Here is a 24,652-nt window from a genome sequence, read left to right on the forward strand (position 1 = left end):
ATGAAGTTCCCCGGTATCGCCGCCTTTCTGGCAGCCATGGCGATGGCCTCGAGCGCGTCGGCGAGCAACGCCACGGCCGGCTCGATCTCCAACATCGCCATCAATGGCGCGGGGATCGTCAGCTTCCATCATTCGGGCGGCCGCGAGGCGCCGCCGGCCTGCCAGACCCAGGCCAGCACGGTCTGGGTGTTCTCGGCCGCGACGCCGCAGGGGCAGGCTAAGCTGTCGTTCCTGCTGACCGCCTACTCGCTGGGCAAGCAGGTCACGATCCTGGGCACGTCCGACTGCGCCGAATGGGGCGACACCGAGACGGCCAACGTCATGTTCATGGTGGGCTGACGGGCGTTCAGGCCTTCAGCCACACCGCCACGGCCGACAGGGTGATGCAGGCGATGGCGGTGGTGAGCGCGACGGTGCGGGCGCCGCCGCGGGCGAAGACGCCGTAGGCGCGGGTCTGGATGAAGACGTTGACCGCCGTCGGGGTCGCCGCCAGCAGGGTGGCGGCCAGGTGGAAGGTTGCGGGCGCAGGCGTCAGTCCGACCACGAACCAGACCAGGATCGGCAGCACCAGCAGCTTGGCGATCGCGGCGAGCGCCACCGGGCTCCAGCGCGGCGGGGCCGCGTCGGCCTCGGCCGGCAGGCCCAGCACCACGCCCAGCGCCACAAGGGCCACCGGGCTGCCCGAGGCGGCGGCCGCGCCCACCGCGCGGTCGAGCACGCCGGGCAGCTGCAGGCCCAGCAGGGCCAGGGCCGTGCCGAACAGGGCGGCGGCGACGATCGGGTTGCGGAACGCCTGCATCGTCGAGCGCCACACCGAGCGTCCGCCGGCCCAGCCCAGCAGGGCCACGCCAAGGGCGGTGGCCAGCACGAAGTCGATGGCGACCATGCCGGCGCCGACGCGGGCGACCTCCGGTCCGAACACGGCCGCCGCCACGGGCAGGCCCAGGAACGCGCTGTTGCCGACGCCGGCGGCCATGGCCGCGCCGGCGCGCTCGCCCCGGTTCCAGCGCAGGACGAGGCCGACGCCGACCATCAGCGCCATGATCGCCACGAGGCAGCCGGCATAGGCGGCCAGGCCCAGGGTCAGGTCGTGATCGGGCCGGCCCATCCGCGAGAGGGAATGCACCAGCAGGGCCGGAAAGCCGATCCAGTAGACATAGGCCGACAGCCCCTGCGCCATGCGGCCGTCCAGCAGCATCAGCCGCGCCAGGGTCACGCCCGCGCCGACCAGCAGGAAGAACGGCAGGGCGCGCGCCAGCACCTCCAGCGTCAGGGCGATCACGCCGGATACGCCTTGGCGGGCGGAGGAAGGGTCATGCGCAGGGGCCTTAGCGAAAAACGCGGGTCGCTGGATAGCACCGCCTTCGCGCCGGGGTCAAAAGCGGCGCTGGGCGGCGAGGTCGGCCGGAAGGGTCAGGCGGTAGACCAGCACCAGGCTGTCGTTGTCGGCGCCCGGCGCGCCTTCGGGCGTCTTGGGGGCGGCGTCGAAGGCCATCTCGCCGACCTGGCCCCGGGCGGTCTGGAAGTCGTTGTCGCTGCCGACCAGCAGGAAGACGTCGTTGGGCGTGGCCGGGTCGAGGACCGGGACGATGGCCATGGATTCCAGCTTCTCGGGCAGGGTGGCCGCGTTGGGCGTCGCATTGTCGAGGTTGACGCCGACGCGGGCCAGGTCCGGGCGGTCGGCGAGGTTGACGAGCTGGGCCTGGCTGGCGGGGACCACGCCCTGGGCCAGCACGCCGCCGGGGGCGATGGCCGCGCCCGCCGCGTCGTTCCCGGCGCCGGCGAGGTTGGTGGCGAGGGCGGTGTCGACCAGCAGCACCGAGCGATAGACGGTGGGCCTGGCCGAGCCGGATCCCAGGCCCGCGCCGTCGCGGGCCAGAACCAGGAACTGGTGGTCGGAAAGCGCCAGCAGCTCGGACTGGGCGGCCACCTTGTCAGGCGCGCCTCCGTCGCCCTTGGTCCGCAGCACCGGTAGTTCGAGCGCGTATTCGGCGATCGGGGCGGCGGGCGTCGGATCCTTCTCGATGTCGTAGACGAACAGGCGGCTGACGGCGCGCTCGGCGTCGCCGTCGCCGCTGTCCTGCACGGCTGCGCTCTGCAGCAGGGCGAAGAGGCGCTTGCCGTCGGGCGAGACCGCCACGCCCTCGAAGCCCTGGTTCGGACGGCGGCCGGACTGGGGCTTGACCTCGCTGGACAGGGCCGGTCGGCCGTCCTTGCGGGGCGACACGGCCGCCACCGGCGCGATGACGCCTCTCAGGGCGCCGTGGGCGTCAAAGCGGTAGATGTTGGCCGCGTATTCGTCGCCGACATAGAAGCCGCCGTCCGCCAGCCGGGCCAGGGCTTCGCCGTCGAGACTGATGCGGAAGCCGCCGGGGCCGGTCAGGGCGCTGGGGCAGGCGGCCTGGTCGCAGAACACGACGCCGTCGCCCGGATCCATGCCGGTGAAGGCGTGGCCCTTGTCGTCCTTCAGCAGGAAGCCGCCGGTCGGCGTCAGGGTCAGTTGCTCGGCGCCGCCCGAGGCCCCGTCGGTCAGCGGCCGGAAGACCAGGTCGAAGGCATGGACGCGATTGTCGTAAGGCGTGGTGCCGGCCACTGTGCCGACCCCGTTGGGGCCGCGGTCGGGCAGGGTCAGAAGCTTGCCTGCATAGGCCCCGTCGGCAGTACGGCGCCATTCGGTCACGGCCATGCCCGAGAACGAGCCGAGGGTGTCGCCCCGGAAGTCGCGGGTGTTGGCCGCCAGCCGGCCGGCGCCGACCAGGCCGTGGTTGACGAAGCTGGCCCCGCCGAGGGTTACCGCCTTCGGGCTGGCCGTGTCGGGCGTCAGGTAGACGGCGGGCGCGGCGAAGGCCGGCGCGGCGAGCGACAGGGCCAGCAGCGAGGCGGCGCAGGCGAACGATTTCATGACGGCTTCCCCCAGACCATCCGGAACGTGGCTGACGCCAAGCCGCTCCGGGCGATGGCCGGTGCCTAGCAGCGGTCTTTGAAGGTTCGGTGACAGCGTTGCGCGCCCGGCTCGGGCCATCCATGCACACCAGGTCGAGCTGATCGGCAAGAACTACGGCTACGGCCGGCCGGGCGTCGAGGCGAAGCCGTGGGGCGACGTGCTGCAGGTGCACGACCCCTTCGACAACCGCATCCGCTTCTGCGAGGAGCGGGCTAGAGGCCGCCGCGGATCTTCTACTTACATAACTTTCAGTTGCGGCCGTCCCAAGCATGCGGTTGAAGTGACGCTTCATTGCAAGTGAGGGTCGTTTCCATGCTGCATCGTCGTCGCCTGCTCACCCTCGCCGCCGTGGCCGGCAGCGCGCCGTCGGCGGCGCTGGCCCGGCAGATCATGGCCCTGCCGACGGTCGATCCCGCCGCGGTGCTGACCGAGACGGGCGCGCCAGCGGTGGCGGGCCTGGTCACCGATCCGGAAAAGGTGATCGTGCAGAAGCAGGCCGGGGTGCGGCGTGTGGGCGAGCCCGACCTCGTCGAGAGCTCGGACCCCTGGCACATCGGTTCCAACACCAAGGCCATGACCGCCGCCGTCTATGCCCGTCTGGTCGAGGCCGGCAAGGCCAAGTGGGGGACGAGTCTTGGTTCGCTGTTTCCGGGCGTGAAGCTGGACCCTGCATGGAGCGAGACCACGGTCGAGCGGCTGATGAGCCACGTCTCGGGGATCAGCGACAAGCCGGTGATGGCCGGCGGCTGGCTGGCGCGCGCCCATGCCGACAAGCGGCCGCTGCCCGTGCAGCGGGCCGAGCTGGCCGCTCAGATCCTGGCCGCGCCGCCCGCCGCCAAGCCCGGGAAGTACGAATATTCCAACCTCAACTACATGCTTGTCGGCTCCGCGATCGAGACGATCACCGGCAAGCCCTGGGAGCAGGTGATCGACGCCCAGCTCTTCAAGCCCCTGGGGATCACCACGGCTGGGTTCGGCGCGCCGAAGGGCGCCGCGCCTTGGGGCCATCTGCCCAAGCCGGGCGGCGGACTCACGCCGGTCGATCCGGCCGGTCCGTCCGACAATCCGCTCGCCATGGGGCCGGCCGGCACGGTGCACATGAGCCTTGCCGACCACGCCCGCTTCGCGCGGCTGTTCCTGAAGGACAACGCCTTCCTCAGCGCCGACAGCATCAAGCACATGACCACGCCGGTCGGCGACGCGATCTATGCGCTGGGTTGGCTGGTCGTGCCCAGCCAGCCGTGGAGCCGTGGGCCGCTGCTGGTCCATGAGGGCTCCAACACCATGTGGCACGAGGTGATCATGCTGGCGCCGGGACGCGGGACAGCGATCATCACGGCCAGCAACGCCGGTCCCGAGGCGTCGAAGGGGGCGGCCAACAAGCTGCTGCACCAGCTGCGTGGCGCGTACGTGGGCTGAGGTCTCGGGGTCCTACCGCTCGTCGGCCGGGAGGCGGATGTGCACCAGCTTCCAGACGAACAGCTCGCGGCGCTGGAAGGTGAAGATCGTGGCCTTGGTCTTGTCGCCGGGGCGGCGCACGGCGATGCGTACGCGGTTGGGGTCCCAGTAGGCGATGGTCGGGTAGGGACCGCGCACGACGGCCTGCATGCGGCCCAGCGCCGTCTCGGGCCGGACGGCCGGCGGCGGGGCCGCGCCAGGGGCGTAGCCGCGGGTCAGGGCCGACAGGCCCTGTACGGTGAGGTAGCGGTCGACCTTGGGTTCGGGCGGGGCGATCGGCTCGATGGCGCGCTTGAAGACGCCCATCGGGTTGGTCCACAGCGACGGGGCCTCGGGCTTGGCGGCGGGGGCTTCCTCGTCCAGCTGGCCGGTCAGGCTGCGGCGGACGACCGGAAAGTCGACCAGTTCGCCCAGCGCCTGCACGTCTTCGTACTGGGCCGCGGCCTTCAGGGCGCGGAAGGCGAACCAGGGCGCTGTGGCGAAGGCGGCGGCGAATATGAAGATCGCCAGGACCAGCAGGTCCCAGATCCGCTTCTGCAAAGTCATTGCGCCCCCGCACGGTTAACGCCGCCTAGAATGGGCATTCATGCCCCCACTGCAAGGGCGTTCGCGCGCCAAGGGTTCCACGAGTGGAATCCGCTTTCCCGGAGGGCTTGGCCGCTTTAAGGGGTCGCCGCTTACGGCGCGGCCTTAAGCCTTCGCCGCCCCTGAGGAATTCCCGGAGCGCCCATGGCCGGCTCGCGCATCGCCGATCTTTTCCGCTGCAAGCCCGTGGGGGCGATCGCGGCCGAGGGCGACGACAATCCCAACGAGCTGCCGCACGAACTTGAGCGCTCGATCGGTCTGTTCCAGCTGACCATGCTGGGCGTCGGCGCCACCATCGGCACCGGCATCTTCGTGGCCCTGACCACGGCCGTGCCCCTGGCCGGTCCGGCGGTCATCGTCTCGTTCGTCATCGCCGGGATCACCGCGGCCCTGACGGCGCTGTGCTACGCCGAACTGGGCTCGACCATCCCGGTCTCCGGCTCCTCCTATTCCTACGCCTACGCAACGCTGGGCGAGTTCGTGGCCTTCCTCGTCGGCGCCTGCCTGCTGCTCGAGTACGCCGTCTCGGCCTCGGCGATCGCCGTGGGCTGGGGCCAGTACCTGAACGAGCTGTTCGTCGACCTGTTCAGCTGGCACCTGCCCGACGCCCTGGCCAAGCCGCCTGGCGCGGGCGGCGTGTTCAACCTGCCGGCCGTGGTGCTGGTGGGCTCGTGCATGGTGCTGCTGCTGCGCGGGGCCAAGGAGTCGACCACGATCAACGCCGTGCTGGTGGTGGCCAAGCTCTTGGTGCTGCTGTTCTTCGTGGTCATCGCCTTCACCGGCTTCAACTCCGAGAACCTGACGCCGTTCGCCCCGATGGGCGTGGCCGGCATCGGGGCTGCGGCCTCTTCGATCTTCTTCTCCTACATCGGCATCGACGCGGTCTCGACCGCCGGCGACGAGGTCAAGAACCCGCGCCGCAACCTGCCGCTGGGCGTGGTGCTGAGCCTGCTGATCGTCACCGCCGTCTATGTGCTGGTGGCGATCGCCGCCGTCGGCGCTCAGCCCTGGACCGCCTTCGCGGGCCAGGAGGCGGGCCTGGCGGTGATCCTGCGCAACCTGACCGGCGCGGGCTGGACCTCGCTGGTGCTGTGCCTGGGCGCGATCATCTCGATCTTCAGCGTCACGCTGGTGGTCATGTACGGCCAGACCCGGATCCTGTTCGCCATGAGCCGCGACGGCCTCTTGCCACGTATCTTCCAGAAGACCGACCCGCGCACTCGGGTCCCCACCTGGAACACCGCCATCGTCGCGGCCTTCATCGCCTTTCTGGCCGCCTTCGTGCCGCTGGACGTGCTGGTCAACCTGACCAGCATGGGCACGCTGATCGCCTTCGCCATCGTCTCGGCCGGGGTGATCGTCCTGCGCCGCACCCGGCCCGACCTGCCGCGCGGCTACAAGGTTCCGCTCTATCCGGTGCTGCCGATCGCCAGCGTGGCCTTCTGCGGCTACCTGATCATCGGCCTGCCGTGGGACACCTTCGCCCTGTTCGGCGTCTGGGCGGCGGCCGCCTGCGTGATCTATTTCGGCTATTCGCGGAAACACTCGAAGCTGGCTTGAACGGCCTTGGCCGACCCATTCTGGGTCAGGATTGAACACCGAGCCGCCTTCCTGGGGACGGAAGCGGGCTCACGTCTTGCCCGGTCTTCGCGACGCCCCCTAGGGTCTCCCGCGACGTCCCGTGCACGATTGCGCGGCCGTTTGGCCCGAGTCGGGTTTAGGATCGCCGCGATGACCCAGATCGAAGTCCAGGGAATGGAAAAGCGCGCCTACCGACGCTATCCCGCCTCTCGCAAAGCCTACCTCGTGGTGGGCGGCGAGCCCCTGCGTTGCCGGCTGATCGACATCGCCAAGGGCGGGGCGCGCATCGCCGCGCCGGAGTTCGCCACGCCGCCTGAGATCCTGCACCTGGTCGATCCGGCCCGCCGCATGATCCATCTGACCCGCATGGTCTGGCAGGGCGACGGCCAGATGGGCCTGCAGTTCATCGATTCGCGCGCCTTCACCGAGCCGCTGGGCGGCGCCGAGGGCGCGGGCCGGGTGGTCGAGATGGTCGGTCCCTGGCCGAAGCCAGCGCAGGGGAACTAGGCCGTCTCGTGGCGCATGGCCTCGGCGGCCAGCGCCGCGTGTTCGGCGATGCGGCCGCCGGCCTTGCGCTCGCTGTAGCGGTCGACGAGGTAGTCGGCGCGGTCGCGGGTCAGCAGGGTGAACTTCACCAGTTCTTCCATGACGTCGACGACCCGGTCGTAATAGCTGGACGGCTTCATGCGATCGTTCTCGTCGAACTCCTTGTAGGCCATGGCGACCGACGATTGGTTGGGGATCGTGATCATCCGCATCCAGCGGCCCAGCAGGCGCAGGGTGTTGACCGCGTTGAACGACTGGGAGCCGCCGCTGACCTGCATGACCGCCAGGGTCTTGCCCTGGGTGGGGCGCACGCTGCCGATCTCCAGCGGAATCCAGTCGATCTGCGACTTGAACACCCCGGTGATCGCCCCATGCCTCTCGGGGCTGCACCAGACCTGGCCTTCCGACCATTCCGACAGGGTGCGCAGTTCCTGGACCTTGGGGTGATCGGGGCCCGTGGCGTCGGGCAGGGGCAGGTCGCGCGGGTCGAAGATGCGGGTCTCGCAACCCAGGGCCTGCAGGATGCGGGCGGCCTCCTCGACCAGCAGCCGGCTGAACGAGCGTTCCCGCAGTGATCCGTAGAGCAGCAGGATGCGCGGCGGATGCAACGCGTGACCTGACGGTTCCAGGCGACCGGCGTCGATCCTGGAAAGGAACGGGGCGTCGAGGGCGGGGAACTTTGTCACGGGCGTCTCCAGGGGCTTTTCAAAATCTTATATTTCGAGAATAATGGAAATATGGAATCTATGTCCGCTGTCAACATGCTCTCGGCCCTGGGCCACGACGGGCGCCTGGCGATTTTCCGCCTGCTGGTGAAGGCCGGACCGCAGGGCGTGGCGGCCGGCCAGATCGCGCGGGCGCTGGACGTGCTGCCCAACAGCCTGTCGGCCAATCTGAACATCCTGGCGCATGCCGGCCTGATCGTGTCGCGGCGCGAGGGGCGCTCGATCATCTACTCGGCCGACTACGGCGCGATGAGCGGCCTGCTGGGCTTCCTGATGGAGGACTGCTGCAACGGCGCGCCTGAGATCTGTTCGCCCCTGACCGCCGTCCTGGCCCGCGTCGAGGGCTGCGGCCCGGCCTGCGCGCCGAAATGACCATGGTCGGTTTCGACCTGCGCCGTCGCCTCGTCGCCGAAGGGCTGGGCTCTGCCCTGCTGCTGGCTGTAGTGGTCGGCTCGGGGATCATGGGCGCGCGGCTGGCGGGCGGCAACGTCGCCATCGCGCTGCTCGGCAACACCCTGTCCACGGGCGCTGCGCTGGTCGTGCTGATCGGCGTGTTCGGCCCGATCTCGGGCGCGCACTTCAACCCAGTCGTCACCCTGGTGGCGGCGCTGCGGCGGGAACTGTCCTGGCGGGATGCGGCCCTGTACCCGCTGGTGCAGGTCATCGGCGCGGTTCTGGGCGTCTGGGCGGCGCACGCCATGTTCGGCGAGGCGATCATCCAGGTCTCGACCAGGGCGCGGACCGGCCTGGACCAGGCGTTCGCAGAGCTGGTGGCGACCTTCGGCCTGCTGGCCACGATCCTCGGGACCGTCCGGTTCAAGCCGGAGAGCACGCCGATAGCGGTGGGGCTCTACATCACCGCCGCCTACTGGTTCACAGCCTCGACTTCGTTCGCCAACCCGGCCGTGACGCTGGCTCGCGCGATGACCGACACCTTCGCCGGCATCGCGCCCGCTGGCGCGCCCGCCTTCATCCTGGCCCAGATCGTCGGCGCGCTGCTGGCGGCGGGGGTGTTCGGATGGCTGCTGAAACCGGAGGCCGCATCATGACCGACTTTCCGATCACCATCTTCCACAATCCGGCCTGCGGCACCTCGCGCAACGTCGTGGCCATGGTCGAGGCGGCCGGCTACGCGCCAACGGTGGTCGAATATCTGCAAGCCGGGTGGACGCGGGAGCAGTTGGTTGACCTCGCCAAGCAGGCCGGCCTGCCGTTGCGGGACCTGATCCGCGACAAGGGAACGCCGGCGCAGGCGTTGGGCCTACTGGCCGCGGACGTGTCCGACGAGCGCATCCTCGAGGCCATGGTCGCCGATCCGATCCTGGTGAACCGGCCGATCGTGGCCACGCCCAAGGGCGTTGCCCTGTGCCGGCCGTCCGAGGTGGTGCTGGGCCTGCTGGATCAACGTCCCGCCGGCTTTACCAAGGAAGACGGCGAGGTCGTCATCCCCTAGAGGGCGGCCTTGTCCCCGGCGCGAACAGCAGGTCCGACCAGCGCCAGGAGGCGTCGCCCAGGGCCAGGCGTGGGGCGCCGGGGCCGTCGGCGAGGCTGACGACGACGAGGCCGCGCATCGGGTCGGCGCGGCAGGCGGCCGGCGCGAAGCCGACCTCCATGATGATCGCCTCGCGAACGCCGGCCAGGCCGCGGCCGACCTGGTTGGGGCTCTGCAGCCACTTGCCGTTCCAGATCAGCACCGCCTTGCCGGAGGCGGCGGCCTCGCCGTGGGCCGAGGCCAGGGCGCTGCGGACGCGGGGATTGCGGCGCAGCGCCGCCTGCAGCCGGCGGACCATGTCGCAGCTGGCGCCGTCGCCCGAGCCGTTCCCCGATCCCGTGCCGACCGTGGTGGCGCCGGCCAGTTCGGCCTCGCCCAGCTCGGCGGCCATCATCGTGGTGTCGGCGGGCGTGGCGGGCAGGGGCTCGACGTCGGGCGGGCGCACGGCCGGGCGGGCGGTGCGGGTCGGCGGTTTCGGGTCGGGCTTCGGCGGGGCGGGCGAGGGCGGTCGCGCGGGCTTGGAATCCGGCTTCGGTTCCGGCGCGGGCGGCTTGGGTTCCGGCGGCGGGGGAGGCGGAGGCGGGGGCTGGACGAGGTCGACCGCGAACGGCTCGGGTTCGGGCGGGCGCGGCTCGCCCTGGGACAGCATCACGGCCGCGAGCACGGCCGCGTGGGCCCCGACGCTGAACAGGCCGGCCGCCAGCTTCGTCGCGCGCGAGGGGCGGCGTCGCGGAGGGGCGATCAGCGGTCGTGGCATCGGGCGTCCGTCACGGGCGCCGGGACGCCGGCGCAGCGTGCAGGTGAGCACTTCAGCGCGTCAGGATCGTGGCGGGCGCCGCCCCGATGCGGCCACGAGCGCTAACGGGGCGGCGTCGGCGTCAACCGGCGACGACTTCAATGCCGAGCGGGGCGCCGCCCTCGGCGATGGCGATCAGGCGATCGACATTGGGGTGGGCGCCCGGGTTTTCGCGGGCGTCGGCCGTGTGTTCGGCGAAGACGGCCAGGCCGTGCTCGGCGGCCTTGGCGTCGAGGGCGCCGAAGGTCTGTTTCAGGTACTGGTAGACGGCGACCGAGCCCTTCTTGCCCGGCTGGTTCTCGATGCTGGCGACCACGGTCCCTTCGGCGTCGACGAGGTCGACGCGCGCCACGCCGTCGATGGCCGGCAGTTGCTGAAGGTTGTCCTTGAAGGTCGCGCTGGGCTGGATCATCGCCGGCTTTCCTGAGTTCGAGAGTGGGGCGGGCCTTTAGCACCCCGCTCCGCGGTCGGGCCAAAGAAAAAGGCCCTCCCGCGGGGGAGGGCCTTCGTCCTTACCGGAAGGTTGGTCGCCTTAGGCGGCCATGGCCTTCTGCAGGTTCTCGTCGATCTTGTCGAGGAAGCCTTCGGTGGTCAGCCAGCCTTGCTTGTCGCCGACGAGCAGGGCCAGGTCCTTGGTCATGAAGCCGCTTTCGACGGTGTCGATGCAGACCTTTTCCAGGGTGGCGGCGAACTTGGCCAGCTCGGCGTTGTCGTCGAGCTTGGCGCGGTGGGCCAGGCCACGGGTCCAGGCGAAGATCGAAGCGATCGAGTTGGTCGAGGTCGACTCGCCCTTCTGGTGCTGGCGGTAGTGACGGGTCACCGTGCCGTGGGCGGCTTCGGCTTCCACGGTCTTGCCGTCCGGCGTCATCAGCACCGAGGTCATCAGGCCCAGCGAGCCGAAGCCTTGAGCCACGATGTCCGACTGCACGTCGCCGTCGTAGTTCTTGCAGGCCCAGACGTAGCCGCCCGACCACTTCAGCGCCGAGGCGACCATGTCGTCGATCAGGCGGTGTTCGTAGTGGATGCCCAGGGCCTTGAACTGCTCGGCGTAGTGCTCGTCGTAGACCTCTTGGAACAGGTCCTTGAAGCGGCCGTCATAGGCCTTGAGGATCGTGTTCTTGGTCGACAGGTAGACCGGGTACTTGCGGTTCAGGCCGTAGGCGAACGAGGCGTGGGCGAACTCGCGGATCGACTCGTCGATGTTATACATGGCCATGGCCACGCCCGAACCCGGAGCCTTGTAGACTTCGTGCTCGATGGTCTCGCCGTCTTCGCCGACGAACTTGATCGTCAGGGTGCCCTTGCCGGGGAACTTGAAGTCGGTGGCGCGGTATTGGTCGCCGAAGGCGTGACGGCCGACGATGATCGGCTGGGTCCAGCCCGGCACCAGGCGCGGCACGTTCTGGCAGATGATCGGCTCACGGAAGATCACGCCGCCCAGGATGTTGCGGATCGTGCCGTTCGGCGACTTCCACATCTTCTTGAGGTTGAATTCGGTGACGCGCTGCTCGTCGGGGGTGATGGTGGCGCACTTCACGGCCACGCCGTGCTTCTTGGTGGCCTCGGCGGCGTCGATCGTCACCTGGTCGTTGGTGGCGTCGCGGTTCTCGACCGACAGGTCGTAGTAGTCCAGTTCCAGGTCCAGATACGGGAAGATCAGCTTATCCTTGATGAGCTTCCAGATGATCCGGGTCATTTCGTCGCCGTCCATGTCGACGACGGGATTGGCGACTTTGATCTTGGCCATTGCGGGGTCTTCCTCTCGCGGTGGCGCGCTCTGACGCTCGGCGCACAGGGCCGAAACGTGGCGCGGACGGCGAGCCCTATAGACTGTTGCGGCCGTTGGGGAAAGGCTGCGTGGTGCGACGTCCGATGGTCGAGCGCGGCATTCCACCGCAGGCGACATGGACCCCGCAGCGCCCTAATGGGTTGTGGCTGTGCTGGACGTCCCAAGTGGGGGCGAGAGTGGGGAGCGGCTTGAACGGTCTGTGGCGTCATACGGACGTGATGTCGCCCTTGGCGCGGCGGTTGCTGGCCTTCGCCGCCCTGGTGTCGATCGCCGTGACCGGCCTCGTCACGGCCGTGACCTTCTACTTCGTCCAGCAGAGCGCCGCCGAGACCCAGATGCGGCATCTGGCCGAGTATGTCGGCGAGCGGGTCAAGACCGAGGACCGATTGTTCTCCGACCTCGTGAAGGTGCACGACGCCGCCAGCCTGGCCCTGATGCGCCGACTGCGCGAGATCGAGCCCGACATCGACGGCCAGTTCGACCTGTTGTTTCCCGAGTTCGGCGACGGCACCCGGCGCACGGCCTCGCGCCTCTATGACGGCGGCCGCACGGGCAATCACTACGTCTACGGCATCGGCGGTTTCGTGCCCCAGGCCCGGGAGCTGACCCGCGAGGACAAGGCGCTGATGGTGGCGGCCATGGAGGTGGTCGCCAACGCCGGCGAGACCGAGATCGGCCACTACGACAACTTCTATTTCTTCACGCCGCAGACCCGGCTGGTGATGTTCGGGCCCAAGCGCAAGGACCGGCTGCTCTATTACCGCCAGGAGGCCCCGCCGAGCCTGGACATCGCCAAGGAGGAGATGAGCCAACTCACCCTGCCGGCCAACAATCGGCAGCGGGTGATGAAGTGCACCAAGCTGCGCAAGCTGATCTCCAATCCCAGCGGCCGCGGGCTGAACGCGGCCTGCGTCACCCCGTTCGACATCGGTGAGCGGCATGTCGGGGCCTGGGGCACCAGCCTGTCGCTGGATTCCTTCCTGCTGCGGGCGGTCGGCGACGCGCTGCCGGGCGGGCAGAACATGATCGTCTCGTCCGACGGCGAGCTGATCGCCGCGCCGGGCCTGGCCGCCGACGGGGTGGTCGACGCGGCCCAACTGGCGAAGGTGCAGTCGCGCGAGCGGGTGGCCGACCTGGTCGCCCAGATCCGCAAGCACGGCGGCGACGTCGGGGCCCTGCGCGACCGCAGCGGCGACCGCGTGGTGGCCTACGGCCGGATGAAGGAGCCCGACTGGTACTTCCTGATGACCTTCCGTTCGGACCAGATCGTCTGGAACGCGGTCAAGACGGCGTCGTGGGTGCTGCTGTTCGGCGTGGTCGGGGTCGTCGCCCAGCTTTTCCTGCTCTACCGCCTGATGGCCCGCGAGGTCGTGGCGCCCCTGCGCGGCCTGGGCGAGGCCCACCGCGCCGACGACGGCGAGGCGGCCGCCCGCATCGAGGCCCGCGGCGACGAGATCGGCGCCCTGGCCCGCGCGCTTCGCAAGCAGCGGGAGGTGCACGAGGACCTGCTGCGCTCGCTGGAGGTGCGCGTCGCCGAGCGCACCCGCGAACTGGAAAAGGCCAACCAGGCCAAGTCGGTGTTCCTGGCCAACATGAGCCACGAGCTGCGCACGCCGCTGAACGGGGTCATCGCCGTCGGCGACCGCCTGGCCGAGGAGAATGATCCGGCCCGCCGGCGCGAACTGGCGGCGCTGGTGGCTTCGTCGGGCCGACTGCTCGAGCAGGTGCTGGGCGACATCCTCGATGTCTCCAAGATCGAGGCCGGCGAGTTCCAGCTGACCTTCGCGCCCTTCGACCTGGAGGGGCTGGTGGCCGGCATGGCCGAGCTGCACCGCGCCTCGGCCGAGGCCAAGGGCCTGGCCTTCTCGTGGTCGGTCGCGCCGGACGCCGTCGGCCGCTACGACGGCGACGCCGGCCGCATCAGCCAGATCCTGTCGAACCTCTTGGGCAACGCGGTGAAGTTCACCAGCGTCGGCGGTGTCGACCTGTCGGTGGAGAAGGTGGGCGAACTGGTGCGCTTCAGCATCAGCGACACCGGCGTCGGCTTCGACGACGCGGTGCGCGAGCGATTGTTCAAGCGCTTCGTCCAGGCCGATCAGTCGATCACCCGTCAGTTCGGCGGCACTGGGCTGGGGCTTTCGATCTGCGCGGCCCTGGCCGAGATGATGGGCGGATCGATCGACGCGCGGGCGGTGGTCGGACGCGGGGCGACCTTCATCGTCGAGCTGCCGCTGCAGCCCTCGACCGAGAGCCTCGACCACGATCATGCCGACGACGAGGGCCCGGTGTCGCTGGAGGGCATGCGGGTTCTGGTGGCCGAGGACCATCCGGGCAACCGCAAGGTGGTCGAGATCGTGCTGGAGCCGTTCGGGGTCGACCTGACCATGGTCGAGGACGGCGAGGCGGCGCTGCGGGCCTTGGAAGCCCAGCCGTTCGACGCGGTGCTGATGGACATGCAGATGCCGGTGATGGACGGCCTGACCGCCACCCGGGAATTGCGCGCCCGCGAGACGGCGGCCGACGCCGACCCGATCCTGGTCATCATGCTGACCGCCAACGCCATGGACGAGCACGTCGCCGCGGCCCATGCCGCCGGGGCCGACCTGCACGTGGCCAAGCCGCTCAATCCGGGCCTGCTGGTCCAGGCCCTGGCCTCGGCGCGACATCGCGCCGCCGCCCACGAGGTCGCTTCCAGGCTTGAAGGCTGAGGCGGCGGGGACTATCTCACCGGCCACAACCGAGCGAGGCCACGTCCTCCACCGCCTATCGAGGCGGGTTTAAGTCCGGGACGGCCCGGCGTTCTTGCAAGGGGACGCCGTCATGGCTTGGATATTCCTCATCATCGCTGGCCTGTTGGAAGTGGTCTGGGCCTTCTTCATGAAGGCCTCGGAAGGCTTCTCGAAGCCGTGGCCGAGCATCGCCACGATCGTCTTCATGATCGCCAGCTTCGGCTTGCTGTCGCTGTCGATGAAATCGCTGCCGCTGGGCACGGCCTACACCATCTGGACCGGCATCGGCGCGGTCGGCGCCTTCGTGGTCGGCGTGGCGGTGCTGGGCGAGCAGCTCAGCGTCATGCGCGTGGTCGCCGCCGTGCTGATCGTCAGCGGCCTCGTCCTGATGAAGCTGTCTTCGTCGCACTGAGCGGTGCGTGGTCCTCGTCCTTCGACAAGCTCAGGATGAGGACCAGGGAGCGCGATCGAGTAGAAAACCTCACCCTGAGCCTGTCGAAGGGCGGGGTTTTCGCTTGGCGCCTATCTCGCCTTCTCGGCCGCCTGCAGCACCGTCCGCATGACATCCAGCATCAGGGCGTCGCGGTCGGCTTCCTCCAGCGGCGAGGCCTTGAGCAGGATCGCTAGGGCGAAGCGTCGGCCGTCTTTCAGGCGGATCATGGCCAGCACGTTGTCGGCCGCGGTCTGGCCGAGGTCCCACGGTGTGGCCGAGATGATCGCAGCCAGCCGCGCGCCGGCCGGCAGGGCAGGGCGCAGGCGCTCGCCGGCCGCGGCCTCCATCATCCGCAGCAGTCGGCGGCGGTTTTCCTGGCTGGTCAGTTCGCCCTGGTTCAGGGCCTCGAGGAAGCGCACGGCGGCCAGGGGCGTCGTGGAGTCGTGCGGGTCTGCCAGATAGTCACGCCAGGCTCTGCGGCGGCTCGTCTCGGGCGTGGCCAGCACCGCCTTGCGCCAGGCCTGGCCGCGCCATTCGGCCCGGAAGGACTGCGTGCCCGTCTGTTCGGGCAGCAGCTGGCGGGCGTAGCGGTCGACCCGCAGGTTCTCGACCTTCTTCAGGTCCAGCCAGGCGGTGACCGCGCCGGGACCGCCGATGCGCTTCATCAGCACGTCGGCGGCGGTGTTGTCGCCGCCCGCCACGGCGTGCTTCAGCAGTTCCTCGACCGTCCAGCGTCGGCGGCCGGGCCAGGCGTCGGCGACGCCGCTGGGCGGCGGCGACAGGTCGACGTCCTCAATCGTGATCGTCTCGCGCAGCGACAGGGCCTTGGCCTCGACCTCGGCCAGCACCGCGGCCCCCAGCGCCGCCGTCCAGATCCCGGCCAGCGGGAACAGGTGATCGCCGGCCACCGTGGCCCGCTGGGCGGTGGTCAGGTCCTGCACCGCCACGCCCAGGTCGCCGGGGCGGGCGCGTTCGGCGATGGCGGTTAGCTTGTGGCTCATCGTCTCGTGGTCGAAGGTGGGGTCCTCCTGGCCGGCCAGCGGCGGCTCGCGGCAGGCCGACAGCGCCGCCGGCAGGGCGGGCATGGCGAGGGCGGCGAGCAGGGCGCGGCGATGCATCGGGTTCGAAAGCCTCCAAGCGTGAGTGGAGGCTAAACGCGCCAGATGACGGTTCGGACTTGCGTCAAAGTGTGGCTCGACGGCAAAGGGACGCCATGACCGCCGACACGACCTCCCCCAGCCCCTCGGGCGAAATCGTCCGCACGCCGCCTTGCGTGATCCTCAACGCCCCGCAACTGGCCGAGAACATCGGCTCGGTCGCCCGGGTCATGGCCAATTTCGGTCTCTACGAGCTGCGGCTGGTCAATCCGCGCGACGGCTGGCCGCAGGAGCGGGCCTGGGCCAGCGCCTCGGGCGCCAGCTGGCCGCTGGACGACGCCAAGGTGTTCGACACGCTGGCCGAGGCGATCGCCGACCTGCATCTGGTCTACGCCACCACGGCCCGCCCCCGCGAGACGCGCCTGCCGGTCTACACCCCACGCGAGTCCGCCGGCCACCTGGCCGAGGAAGTCGAGCAGGGCCGCAAGGTCGGCCTGCTGTTCGGCGGCGAGCGCGCCGGGCTGGAGACCGACGACATCGCCCTGTGCCAGGCCATCGTCTCGATCCCCATCGACGAGCGCTTCCGTTCGCTCAATCTCGCCCAGGCCGTGTCGATCAACGCCTACGAATGGAAGATGACGGTCGACGACCGTCCCTGGAAGAAGTTCGAGCTGAACGTCGAAGGGCCGGCCGACCAGGCCGCGATGATGGGTCTCTACGAGCATCTGGAAGGCGAGCTCGACAAGGCCGGCTTCTACCATCCACCGGAAAAGCGGCCCTCGATGGTGCGCAACCTGCGCGTCCCGCTGGCCCGCGCCCGCCTGACCGACCAGGAGGTCCGCACCTTCCGCGGCGTGATCACCGCCCTGTCGAAGGGGCGCGGCCGGGTGCTGGCCAAGCTGGCGAAGAAGGCGGCGGACCAGGGCGAGGACTGAGGCGCGTCCTCACCTTGCGCAAGGCGTCGTCCAGTCTCGTCGCAGTAACCGGTTTCCCACCTTACGCCGCTTTAATTTCCGCCCTGGCGCAAACGCCGCTATCCAGCCAAAATCTGCAACCATGGTCCAGGTTGTGGGATAGTCGGCGGTTGAACGCCGGGGCTTTAGGGTAGGGGGCGTGGCGATGGCGCTTGGTGGCGTGCTTCTGCAGGGTTTCGCCGCGGCTGTGGCGGTCGGGACGGCGCCGCCGTCCGAGGCCAAGCCGTCCGAGATCAAGGCTCTTGAGGTCAAGGCCTCCGATGCGAAAGCCCCTGACCTCAAGCCCGCCCTCATTCCCGTCGTCGAGGCCGAGGACGCCGTCGTCGAGGGCGTGACCGTGCAGTCGGCGCCGCGCGGCAAGACCGAGGGCCCGGTCGAGCCGGACATCTCGCTCGACGAGGAAGCCATCAAGGCCTATGGCGCGGGCAGCGTCGCCGAGCTGATGACCCTGCTGGAACCCCTGACCGTGAGCTCACGCGGACGCGGCGGCGAGGGGCCGGTGACGCTGGTCAACGGCCAGCGCATCTCGGGCTTTCAGGAGATCGCGGGCCTGCCGCCCGAGGCGGTCCAACGCTTGGACATCCTGCGTGAGGAAGCCGCGCTGGCCTATGGCTACCGGGCCGACCAGCGGGTGGTGAACCTGATCCTGAAGAAGAACTTCCGCTCGCTGAACCTGGAGGAGGAGTTCCGCTTCGCCACCGAGGGCGGGCGCACCTTCAACGAGCAGAAGGCCAACGTCTTCAAAGTCGACGCCGACGCCCGCTGGACCGTCAACGTCCGCTATCGCCGCGAAACGCCGCTTTACGAGTCCGAGCGCGACATCGTCCGCACCAGCAGCACCCCCTACGACATCCAGGGCAATATCGGTACGCCGACCGGCCCGGAGCTGGATCCGGCCTTGTCGGCCCTCGTGGGTTCGGTGGTGACGGTGGCGTCCGTGCCGGCCCTGGCGGCGGGCGCCGCGCCCAGCCTGGCCGACTTCGTGGCCGGCGCCGGGACGGCGGCGACCGACGACCTGACCGCCTCGCGCACCCTGCTGGCCCGCGGCGAGGAGGGCGCGATCCAGGGCGCCTACACCCGCAACCTGATGCTGGGCGCGCTGGGCAACGTGACCACGACCTTCAGCGGCAATGTCGAGAGCACCAACCGCGTCAGCTTCAACGGCCTGACCGGCGTGAACCTGGCGCTGAAGGCCGACAGCCCCTACTCGCCGTTCGACCGGGACGTGTCGCTCTATCGCTATCTCGACGTGCCCGACGGCCTGCGCCGCAAGACCGACACCGACAAGTTCGAGGCGGGGATGACGGCGCTGGGCATGATGGCCGGCTGGCGCTGGACCTTCACCGGCAATTACGACCTGACCGACAGCGCCACCCGCACCGGCCGGGGGCTCGACACCACGGCCTATCGCGCCGCCGTGGCGGCCAGCGATCCGCAGGTCAATCCGTTCGGCCCGATCCCGCGCAGCCTGCTGCGCTACGCCGCCCAGGACACCGCCGACTCCATCACCACCAACGCCAAGGCCGAGTTGACCATGAACGGCACGGTGGCGGAGCTGCCGGCCGGCCGTCTGCGCGCCACGGTCAAGGGCGGCCTCGACAGCCGCAAGGTCGAGTCCGAGAGCGTGCGGTCGGGCGTCTTCACCCAGCGCACCCTGACCCGCGACCGGGCCACGATCCAGGCCAGCGCCGACGCGCCGATCGCCGAGCGCGACGGCGTGCTGGGCTTCCTGGGCGGCGTGTCGCTGAACGGCAACGTGCTCTACGAGCAGTTCTCCGACATCGGCGGCCTGGTGACGGCCGGCGGCGGCCTGTCGTGGTCGCCGGTCAAGCGCATGAACCTGTCGCTGAACTACAGCACCGAGGAGGGCGAGCCCTCGCCCCAGCAGGTCAACGATCCCGTGCTGCTGACGCCCAACGTGGCGATGTACGACTTCGCCACCAGCCAGACGGTCAACGTGACCCGCATCGAGGGCGGCAACCCCAACCTGAGCGCCGACAGCCGCCAGGTCGTGAAGCTGGGCTTCAACTACCGGCCGTTCGAGAAGCGCGAGCTGTCGCTGTGGGGCAACTACACGGCCAGCCGCGTCGAGGACCAGATCGCCAGCTTCCCGGCCGTGTCGCCGGAGCTGGAGGCGGCCTTCCCCAGCCGCTTCGTGCGCGACGCCACGGGCCGCCTGACCTCGGTCGACACCCGGCCGGTGAACTTCGCCCATGCCGACCGCCAGGAACTGCGCTGGGGCCTGAACTACAATCTGCGCTGGGGCGGCCCGCCCCCCGCCGCGCCCGGCGCCCGGCCGGCAGGCGCGCCGCGTCCCGGCGGTGGCGGGATGCAGGTCAGCGGTCCGGGCGGCTTGCTTCGATCGGGCGGCCCGCCGGGACAGGCGATCTTCAACGTTTCGCTGAACCACCTGTGGCGATTGCAGGACGAGGTGGTGATCCGCGACGGCATGACCCCGCTCGACCTGCTGGACGGCGCCTCGCTGGGGCGTCGCGGCGGCACGCCGCGCCACGAGGTCAACCTGCAGGCCAATCTCGCCAAGGACGGCGTCGGCTGCGGCCTGCGCAGCGCCTGGCGCTCGGCCACCTGGGTCGACGGCGGCCCGCGCGGCGACGACCTGTTCTTCGCCGACATCCCCACGGTCAGCCTGTCGGGCTTTGCGGATCTGGGGCAGCGCAAGGACCTGGTGAAGCGCTACGACTGGCTGAAGGGCTCGCGCGTGACGCTGGCGGTCGACAACCTCTTTGACGAGAAGCAGCAGGTCCGCGACGACCAGGGCCGCACGCCCCAGGCCTATCAGGAGGACTACATGGACGCCATGGGACGGACCGTGCGCCTGAGCCTGCGCAAGCTGCTGTAGTCGAAACTGGAGACCTCTCCCCCTTGATGGGGGAGGGGCAGGGGTGGGGGTGAATGCGGCGGTGGACGTCATGCACGGCGTCCGGCTCAGCTGCCACCCCCATCCCCGACTTTCCCCCATCAAGGGGGAAGGGAGGTTATCCGAGGTTGCCTTCCAGATGCTCCACCAGCAGCCGCACCTTGGCCGGCAGCAGGCGCAGATGCGGATAGACGGCCCAGACCCCCTCGTCCGCGGGATTGGCGTGCTCCAGCAGCGGAACCAGCCGGCCGTCGGCTATGGCCGGGTCGACGTAGAAGTTGGGCAGCTGGCAGATCCCCAGGCCCTGCAGGGTGGCGTCCAGCACCGCCTGGCCGCTGTTGCAGCGAAAGCGCCCCTGGGGCTTGAACGCGATCTCGCGCTCGCCCTCCCGGAACGGCCAGGTATCGGCCGCGCCCAGCACGCCGGCGTGGGTTTCGAGGTCGGCGATGGCGGCCGGGGTACCGGCCCCCGCCAGGTAGTCGGGCGAGGCGCACAGGCGGCGGGTGCGCGAGGCCAGGCGCTTGGCGATCAGGCGGCTGTCGGTCAGGCGGCCGAAGCGGATGGCGAGATCGAAGCCCTCGCTGACGATGTCGCGCACGGTGTCGTCCAACTCGATGTGCAGCGACAGCTTGGGGTGGGCCAGGGCGAAGGCGTTGACCGCCGGCACGACGTAGCGCTCGCCATAGGCCGACGAACAGGTCATGCGCAGCAGACCCTTGACCTCGCCGTCCTCCTCGCCGACCGCGGCTAGGGCCTCGTCGCGGTCGTGGATCAGGTCGCGGCAGCGGGCCAGGAAGGCCCGGCCGGCGTCGGTCAGGCTGACCCGGCGGGTGGTGCGATAGAGCAGGCGGGTCTGTAGCCGCTCCTCCAGCCGGGCCACCTCGCGGCTGACCCCGGACGTCGAAAGCCCCAGCCGCCGCGCGGCCTGCGAGAAGCTTTCGGCCTCGGCCGTGGCCACGAACTCGTCGATCCCGTCCCAGCGGCTCATGGCGCGGTGGTGCGCTCATTGTCCCTATATGGCAACAATGTTTTGCCTTGTGAGGGATTATCGCCGGGCGCGCATCGGCGTACCACAGGGACCGAGAACCCATCGGAGCCTGCCATGAAGACCCGCGCCGCCGTCGCTTTCGAAGCCAAGAAGCCGCTGGAGATCGTCGAGGTCGACCTGGAAGGCCCCAAGGCCGGCGAGGTCCTGATCGAGATCAAGGCCACCGGCGTCTGCCACACCGACGCCTACACCCTGGACGGCCTCGACAGCGAAGGCCTGTTCCCGTCGATCCTGGGCCACGAAGGCGCGGGCGTGGTGGTCGAGGTCGGCCCGGGCGTCACCAGCCTGGCGGTCGGCGACCACGTGATCCCGCTCTACACGCCCGAATGCCGCCAGTGCAAAAGCTGTCTCTCGGGCAAGACCAACCTCTGCACGGCCATCCGCGCCACGCAAGGCAAGGGCCTGATGCCGGACGGCACCAGCCGCTTCTCCTACAAGGGCCAGACCATCCACCACTACATGGGCTGCTCGACCTTCTCGAACTACACCGTGCTGCCCGAGATCGCCGTGGCCCGCATCCGCAAGGACGCCCCGTTCAAGACCGCCTGCTACTGCGGCTGCGGCGTGACGACGGGCGTGGGCGCGGTGACCAACACCGCCAAGGTCGAGCCGGGCGCCAACGCCATCGTCTTCGGCCTGGGCGGCATCGGCCTCAACGTCATCCAGGGCCTGAAGCTGGTGGGCGCCAACATGATCGTCGGCGTCGACCTGAACCCGGACCGCGAGGAATGGGGCCGCAAATTCGGCATGACCCACTTCGTCAATCCCAAGGACGTCTCGGGAGATCTGGTCGCCCACCTGGTGGCCCTGACCGACGGCGGCGCCGACTACACCTTCGACGCCACGGGCAACACCACGGTCATGCGGCAGGCGCTGGAAGCCTGCCACCGCGGCTGGGGTGAAAGCATCATCATCGGCGTGGCCGAGGCCGGCAAGGAGATCGCCACCCGTCCGTTCCAGCTGGTCACCGGCCGGGTCTGGAAGGGCACCGCCTTCGGGGGCGCTCGCGGCCGTACCGACACGCCCAAGATCGTCGACTGGTACATGGACGGGAAGATCCAGATCGACCCGATGATTACCCACGTCCTGCCGCTGGAACGCATCAACGAGGCCTTCGACCTGATGCACAAGGGCGAAAGCATCCGGACGGTGGTGACGTTCTGATTTGATCCTTTCCCCCTTGCGGGGAAAGGTGGCCGCGAAGCGGTCGGATAGGGGGGCGGCTCGGTGTTGGACGCCTGCGCCGCTCCCCCACCCCCAGCCCCTCCCCGCAAGGGGAGGGGAGGAGTTGAAGATGGTCGAAACGCTCGCCACCCACCGCACCCAAGGCGGGACCCTGCGCTACTGCCGGCACGACAGCGCCAGCACCGGCACGCCGATGAAGTTCAGCGTCTGGGTTCCGGACGGCGAGGGGCCTTTCCCCTATCTCGTCTGGCTGTCGGGCCTGACCTGCACGGAAGACAACTTCACCACCAAGGCCGGGGCCTATGCCTGGGCCGCCAGGCACGGCGTGGCCATCGTCGCGCCCGACACCAGCCCGCGCGGTGAAGGCGTCGCCGACGATCCGGCCTACGACCTGGGCCAGGGCGCGGGCTTCTATGTCGACGCCACGCAAGAGCCGTGGGCGCCGCATTTCAACATGTATTCCTACGTCACCAAGGACCTGCTGGAAGCCGTCGACGGCGCCTTCCCGCTGGATCCGGCGCGGCGGGGGATCTTCGGCCACTCGATGGGCGGCCACGGCGCCCTGACCATCGCCCTGCGCAATCCGCAGCTCTTCAAGTCGGTCAGCGCCTTTTCGCCGATCGTCTCGCCGCTGAACTGCCCGTGGGGCGACAAGGCCCTGACGGCCTATCTCGGTCCTGACCGCGCCAAGTGGCGGGCCCACGACGCCTGCGCCCTGATCGAGGACGGTTTCGGCGAAAGCTTCGACGAGATCCTGGTCGACCAGGGCCTGGCCGACAATTTCCTGGAAAACCAGCTCAAGCCCGAATTGCTAGAAGAGGCCGGCGCCGAGGCCCGGCTGAAGGTCACCGTCCGCCGCCAGGAGGGCTACGACCACAGCTACTTCTTCATCGCCAGCTTCATCGGCGACCATATCGACTGGCACGCCGAAAGGTTGTAACCTTGGCCGTATGGAAGAGGTTTGGCCTGGCCTGATCGACGCCCTGGTCGAGGAGGCGCCAAAACGGCGAGCTCGACTGCTGTGGACCACCCTGGCCTGGGTCAACATCCCGTGGATTGCTGGCTCGGCGTTCGTGGCGCTGGATCCTGATGGCCAGGAACAGTCCTATCGGTTGGCCGTCTTCCTGGCCTGCGCCGCCTACACCCTGGTTCCGTCGCTATTGTTCGTGCTGGCCTATGGGCTGTGGCTTGCGATGGGGCGACGGCGGCGCGTTGCGCCTCGGTCGCCGTTGCAACTGAACGGTTAGCGTCCGGATGGACGTCAGCGATCACATCGAGCGCGTGGCGCAGGACCGGCCGGGACTGCGCTGGCGCGACGCCCTGATGGCCGCCTTGGCCGTCACAGGCGTGGCCGCGCCGGGCACAGCGATGGTGGTCGGGATGCGGCTGCAAGGCTCGCCGCTCAGCTTGGCCGAATGGATCGGAACAGGCGTCTTCATGCTGGCGCCGGCGGCGATCTTCCTCGCCGGGTTCGCGCTGTGGCGGCGGGGCAATCGGCGCAGGCGGCCCGCGCCGCGCCGGCCGACCGTGCTCGACGCCGCCTAGAACTGGCCGGTGAAGTCGAACAGCTGGCCGTTGATCCAGCCCTTGCGGAAGGCCAGGGCGCCCTTGCGGTTCATCACCACGCCCCGCGCCTTGGCGGTGCTGAGCGAGGCGCGCAGGTAGCTGAGCACGAACAGTTCCAGGTCGGCGGCCGCCACCTTGTCGCGCCATAGGCCGGCGTTCTTGATGCAGTCGACGCGGCCCCACCAGGCCGCCGGCGCGGCCAGCAGCCAGTCGCAGACCACGTCGTCGGCCTTGCCCGGCGTCGAGGTCTTGATGAACTGCTTGACGTCGTCATGGTCGACGCCCTTGAGGCTGCCGTTCTGGGTGACGAGGTCGAAGAACCAGATCAGCTCCTGCAGGCTGCGCGCGGCCCGGCCGGCCGCCAGGGCCCAGGTCGTGGCCAGCGCATCGGCCTTGTTGGCCACCGTGCGGATGCGGGCCAGCTGCTGGGCCTTCATCTCGGGCGAGCCCATCAGGTTGGCCAGTTCCTTCTTCGGCGTGGCCTTGAGCTGGCTGCCGGTCTGCCACTGGCGCACGATCGTCAGGCCCTGGGAGACACCGCCGTTGCTCGCCTGCCAGAGCTGGGCCCCGATCGTCGGCGCCTCGCGCAGCACCACCGGCTTGCCAACGGCCAGCACCATGGGCTGAAGCGAGGCCGAGCCGATATTCCACTGCAGGAAGCCGCAGGAAATGCCCATGCCGTCGAAATCGCCGGTGACCCCGCGCCAGGGATCGCCGGCGTTCTCGAAGCGACCCGTGACGGCCACGGCCGCGTTGATCTCGGCGTCGGTGACGGCCATGTCGCGATCTCCCCCTGGGCGATAACTCAAAAATACACGCATAGGGA

The 24,652-nt window shown here is 69.6% G+C and carries 26 protein-coding genes; 16 read left to right on the plus strand and 10 right to left on the minus strand.

Translation table 11 applies throughout. The features are described from left to right. Entirely contained in the window at positions 1-339 is a 339-nt protein-coding gene (locus ACODR1_RS09445; protein WP_488880220.1) for a hypothetical protein, read from the plus strand. 7 nt (positions 340-346) lie between these two features. Here the strand turns inward: ACODR1_RS09445 and ACODR1_RS09450 are convergent, their stop codons facing one another. Together ACODR1_RS09450 and ACODR1_RS09455 are read right to left on the minus strand one after the other, a co-directional pair. Continuing rightward, positions 347-1,282 carry an AEC family transporter gene (locus ACODR1_RS09450; protein ID WP_488880221.1) on the minus strand — a complete coding sequence of 312 codons (936 nt, stop codon included), beginning with the start codon at positions 1,280-1,282 and terminating at the stop codon, positions 347-349. A 93-nt stretch (positions 1,283-1,375) separates the two neighbouring features. Beyond that, entirely contained in the window at positions 1,376-2,902 is a 1,527-nt protein-coding gene (locus ACODR1_RS09455; protein ID WP_488880222.1) for an esterase-like activity of phytase family protein, read from the minus strand. Between the two features lie 118 nt (positions 2,903-3,020). Here ACODR1_RS09455 and ACODR1_RS09460 point away from each other — a divergent pair, with 118 nt between their 5' ends. Then, positions 3,021-3,245 (plus strand): glyoxalase superfamily protein, encoded by a 225-nt coding sequence (locus ACODR1_RS09460; RefSeq protein ID WP_488880310.1) that lies wholly within the window; start codon positions 3,021-3,023, stop codon positions 3,243-3,245. Positions 3,246-3,256: 11 nt separating this feature from the next. Beyond that, on the plus strand, positions 3,257-4,363 hold the full coding sequence (locus tag ACODR1_RS09465) for a serine hydrolase domain-containing protein (RefSeq protein ID WP_488880223.1): 1,107 nt from the start codon (positions 3,257-3,259) through the stop codon (positions 4,361-4,363). 12 nt (positions 4,364-4,375) lie between these two features. On the opposite strand, the gene ACODR1_RS09470 is transcribed toward ACODR1_RS09465, so the two are convergent. Next, on the minus strand, positions 4,376-4,948 hold the full coding sequence (locus ACODR1_RS09470; RefSeq protein WP_488880224.1) for a DUF2939 domain-containing protein: 573 nt from the start codon (positions 4,946-4,948) through the stop codon (positions 4,376-4,378). Positions 4,949-5,131: 183 nt separating this feature from the next. Here ACODR1_RS09470 and ACODR1_RS09475 point away from each other — a divergent pair, with 183 nt between their 5' ends. Next, a complete protein-coding gene (locus tag ACODR1_RS09475; protein WP_488880225.1) occupies positions 5,132-6,547 on the plus strand; it encodes an amino acid permease in 1,416 nt (471 codons plus the stop codon). 171 nt (positions 6,548-6,718) lie between these two features. Then, complete coding sequence (locus ACODR1_RS09480) at positions 6,719-7,075, plus strand: PilZ domain-containing protein (RefSeq protein WP_488880226.1); 357 nt, start codon at positions 6,719-6,721, stop codon at positions 7,073-7,075. Here ACODR1_RS09480 and arsH read toward each other — a convergent pair. After that, on the minus strand, positions 7,072-7,800 hold the full coding sequence (gene arsH / locus ACODR1_RS09485) for an arsenical resistance protein ArsH (protein WP_488880227.1): 729 nt from the start codon (positions 7,798-7,800) through the stop codon (positions 7,072-7,074). The genes ACODR1_RS09480 and arsH overlap by 4 nt on opposite strands. 51 nt (positions 7,801-7,851) lie before the next feature. Here arsH and ACODR1_RS09490 point away from each other — a divergent pair, with 51 nt between their 5' ends. From ACODR1_RS09490 to arsC, 3 genes are read left to right on the plus strand one after another with little or no spacing between them, the layout of a single operon-like run. Further along, positions 7,852-8,211, plus strand: a complete 360-nt coding sequence (locus ACODR1_RS09490) for an ArsR/SmtB family transcription factor (protein WP_488880228.1) — start codon at positions 7,852-7,854, stop codon at positions 8,209-8,211. Between the two features lie 2 nt (positions 8,212-8,213). Continuing rightward, on the plus strand, positions 8,214-8,888 hold the full coding sequence (locus ACODR1_RS09495; protein ID WP_488880229.1) for an MIP/aquaporin family protein: 675 nt from the start codon (positions 8,214-8,216) through the stop codon (positions 8,886-8,888). After that, positions 8,885-9,292 (plus strand): arsenate reductase (glutaredoxin), encoded by a 408-nt coding sequence (gene arsC, locus ACODR1_RS09500; protein WP_488880230.1) that lies wholly within the window; start codon positions 8,885-8,887, stop codon positions 9,290-9,292. The genes ACODR1_RS09495 and arsC overlap by 4 nt, the downstream gene beginning before the upstream one ends. Here the strand turns inward: arsC and ACODR1_RS09505 are convergent. From ACODR1_RS09505 to ACODR1_RS09515, 3 genes are all read right to left on the minus strand, one after another. Continuing rightward, positions 9,282-10,088, minus strand: a complete 807-nt coding sequence (locus tag ACODR1_RS09505) for a hypothetical protein (RefSeq protein WP_488880231.1) — start codon at positions 10,086-10,088, stop codon at positions 9,282-9,284. The genes arsC and ACODR1_RS09505 overlap by 11 nt on opposite strands. 121 nt (positions 10,089-10,209) lie before the next feature. Then, positions 10,210-10,539 (minus strand): DUF2322 family protein, encoded by a 330-nt coding sequence (locus ACODR1_RS09510; RefSeq protein WP_488880232.1) that lies wholly within the window; start codon positions 10,537-10,539, stop codon positions 10,210-10,212. A gap of 120 nt (positions 10,540-10,659) precedes the next feature. Then, positions 10,660-11,874, minus strand: coding sequence for an NADP-dependent isocitrate dehydrogenase (locus tag ACODR1_RS09515; RefSeq protein WP_488880233.1), 1,215 nt, complete (start codon positions 11,872-11,874; stop codon positions 10,660-10,662). Positions 11,875-12,104: 230 nt separating this feature from the next. Here ACODR1_RS09515 and ACODR1_RS09520 point away from each other — a divergent pair, with 230 nt between their 5' ends. Both ACODR1_RS09520 and ACODR1_RS09525 read left to right on the plus strand, forming a co-directional pair. After that, the gene (locus tag ACODR1_RS09520) at positions 12,105-14,624 is read left to right on the plus strand and encodes an ATP-binding protein (protein WP_488880234.1); all 2,520 of its coding nucleotides are present in this window, start codon (positions 12,105-12,107) and stop codon (positions 14,622-14,624) included. A gap of 112 nt (positions 14,625-14,736) precedes the next feature. Further along, the gene (locus ACODR1_RS09525; protein WP_488880235.1) at positions 14,737-15,057 is read left to right on the plus strand and encodes a DMT family transporter; all 321 of its coding nucleotides are present in this window, start codon (positions 14,737-14,739) and stop codon (positions 15,055-15,057) included. A 110-nt stretch (positions 15,058-15,167) separates the two neighbouring features. Here ACODR1_RS09525 and ACODR1_RS09530 read toward each other — a convergent pair whose 3' ends face one another. After that, positions 15,168-16,196 (minus strand): serine hydrolase, encoded by a 1,029-nt coding sequence (locus tag ACODR1_RS09530; RefSeq protein WP_488880236.1) that lies wholly within the window; start codon positions 16,194-16,196, stop codon positions 15,168-15,170. Between the two features lie 95 nt (positions 16,197-16,291). Here ACODR1_RS09530 and ACODR1_RS09535 point away from each other — a divergent pair, with 95 nt between their 5' ends. After that, entirely contained in the window at positions 16,292-17,110 is an 819-nt protein-coding gene (locus ACODR1_RS09535; protein ID WP_488880237.1) for an RNA methyltransferase, read from the plus strand. 199 nt (positions 17,111-17,309) lie between these two features. Continuing rightward, positions 17,310-20,009, plus strand: coding sequence for a TonB-dependent receptor (locus ACODR1_RS09540; RefSeq protein ID WP_488880238.1), 2,700 nt, complete (start codon positions 17,310-17,312; stop codon positions 20,007-20,009). Positions 20,010-20,145: 136 nt separating this feature from the next. On the opposite strand, the gene ACODR1_RS09545 is transcribed toward ACODR1_RS09540, so the two are convergent. Beyond that, a complete protein-coding gene (locus ACODR1_RS09545; protein ID WP_488880239.1) occupies positions 20,146-21,015 on the minus strand; it encodes a LysR family transcriptional regulator in 870 nt (289 codons plus the stop codon). Between the two features lie 114 nt (positions 21,016-21,129). Here ACODR1_RS09545 and ACODR1_RS09550 point away from each other — a divergent pair, with 114 nt between their 5' ends. From ACODR1_RS09550 to ACODR1_RS09565, 4 genes are all read left to right on the plus strand, one after another. After that, complete coding sequence (locus ACODR1_RS09550; protein ID WP_058350041.1) at positions 21,130-22,239, plus strand: S-(hydroxymethyl)glutathione dehydrogenase/class III alcohol dehydrogenase; 1,110 nt, start codon at positions 21,130-21,132, stop codon at positions 22,237-22,239. Positions 22,240-22,369: 130 nt separating this feature from the next. Further along, complete coding sequence (gene fghA / locus ACODR1_RS09555; protein ID WP_488880240.1) at positions 22,370-23,200, plus strand: S-formylglutathione hydrolase; 831 nt, start codon at positions 22,370-22,372, stop codon at positions 23,198-23,200. A 10-nt stretch (positions 23,201-23,210) separates the two neighbouring features. Next, on the plus strand, positions 23,211-23,507 hold the full coding sequence (locus ACODR1_RS09560) for a hypothetical protein (protein WP_488880241.1): 297 nt from the start codon (positions 23,211-23,213) through the stop codon (positions 23,505-23,507). 7 nt (positions 23,508-23,514) lie between these two features. Further along, on the plus strand, positions 23,515-23,805 hold the full coding sequence (locus ACODR1_RS09565) for a hypothetical protein (protein ID WP_488880242.1): 291 nt from the start codon (positions 23,515-23,517) through the stop codon (positions 23,803-23,805). On the opposite strand, the gene ACODR1_RS09570 is transcribed toward ACODR1_RS09565, so the two are convergent. Continuing rightward, entirely contained in the window at positions 23,802-24,605 is an 804-nt protein-coding gene (locus ACODR1_RS09570) for a hypothetical protein (RefSeq protein ID WP_488880243.1), read from the minus strand. The genes ACODR1_RS09565 and ACODR1_RS09570 overlap by 4 nt on opposite strands. Positions 24,606-24,652 lie beyond the last annotated feature (47 nt).

Source organism: Caulobacter sp. FG7, from assembly GCF_057808875.1.

Coding starts and splice junctions, on each gene's coding strand:
- fghA (WP_488880240.1), top strand. CDS start 22,370: ATGGTCGAAACGCTCGCCACCCACCGCACCCAAGGCGGGACCCTGCGC.
- ACODR1_RS09465 (WP_488880223.1), top strand. CDS start 3,257: ATGCTGCATCGTCGTCGCCTGCTCACCCTCGCCGCCGTGGCCGGCAGC.
- ACODR1_RS09530 (WP_488880236.1), bottom strand. CDS start 16,196: ATGCATCGCCGCGCCCTGCTCGCCGCCCTCGCCATGCCCGCCCTGCCG.
- ACODR1_RS09455 (WP_488880222.1), bottom strand. CDS start 2,902: ATGAAATCGTTCGCCTGCGCCGCCTCGCTGCTGGCCCTGTCGCTCGCC.
- ACODR1_RS09565 (WP_488880242.1), top strand. CDS start 23,515: ATGGACGTCAGCGATCACATCGAGCGCGTGGCGCAGGACCGGCCGGGA.
- ACODR1_RS09570 (WP_488880243.1), bottom strand. CDS start 24,605: ATGGCCGTCACCGACGCCGAGATCAACGCGGCCGTGGCCGTCACGGGT.
- ACODR1_RS09535 (WP_488880237.1), top strand. CDS start 16,292: ATGACCGCCGACACGACCTCCCCCAGCCCCTCGGGCGAAATCGTCCGC.
- ACODR1_RS09480 (WP_488880226.1), top strand. CDS start 6,719: ATGACCCAGATCGAAGTCCAGGGAATGGAAAAGCGCGCCTACCGACGC.
- ACODR1_RS09470 (WP_488880224.1), bottom strand. CDS start 4,948: ATGACTTTGCAGAAGCGGATCTGGGACCTGCTGGTCCTGGCGATCTTC.
- ACODR1_RS09550 (WP_058350041.1), top strand. CDS start 21,130: ATGAAGACCCGCGCCGCCGTCGCTTTCGAAGCCAAGAAGCCGCTGGAG.
- ACODR1_RS09475 (WP_488880225.1), top strand. CDS start 5,132: ATGGCCGGCTCGCGCATCGCCGATCTTTTCCGCTGCAAGCCCGTGGGG.
- ACODR1_RS09515 (WP_488880233.1), bottom strand. CDS start 11,874: ATGGCCAAGATCAAAGTCGCCAATCCCGTCGTCGACATGGACGGCGAC.
- ACODR1_RS09525 (WP_488880235.1), top strand. CDS start 14,737: ATGGCTTGGATATTCCTCATCATCGCTGGCCTGTTGGAAGTGGTCTGG.
- ACODR1_RS09445 (WP_488880220.1), top strand. CDS start 1: ATGAAGTTCCCCGGTATCGCCGCCTTTCTGGCAGCCATGGCGATGGCC.
- ACODR1_RS09510 (WP_488880232.1), bottom strand. CDS start 10,539: ATGATCCAGCCCAGCGCGACCTTCAAGGACAACCTTCAGCAACTGCCG.
- ACODR1_RS09495 (WP_488880229.1), top strand. CDS start 8,214: ATGGTCGGTTTCGACCTGCGCCGTCGCCTCGTCGCCGAAGGGCTGGGC.
- ACODR1_RS09505 (WP_488880231.1), bottom strand. CDS start 10,088: ATGCCACGACCGCTGATCGCCCCTCCGCGACGCCGCCCCTCGCGCGCG.
- ACODR1_RS09490 (WP_488880228.1), top strand. CDS start 7,852: ATGGAATCTATGTCCGCTGTCAACATGCTCTCGGCCCTGGGCCACGAC.
- ACODR1_RS09545 (WP_488880239.1), bottom strand. CDS start 21,015: ATGAGCCGCTGGGACGGGATCGACGAGTTCGTGGCCACGGCCGAGGCC.
- ACODR1_RS09560 (WP_488880241.1), top strand. CDS start 23,211: ATGGAAGAGGTTTGGCCTGGCCTGATCGACGCCCTGGTCGAGGAGGCG.
- arsC (WP_488880230.1), top strand. CDS start 8,885: ATGACCGACTTTCCGATCACCATCTTCCACAATCCGGCCTGCGGCACC.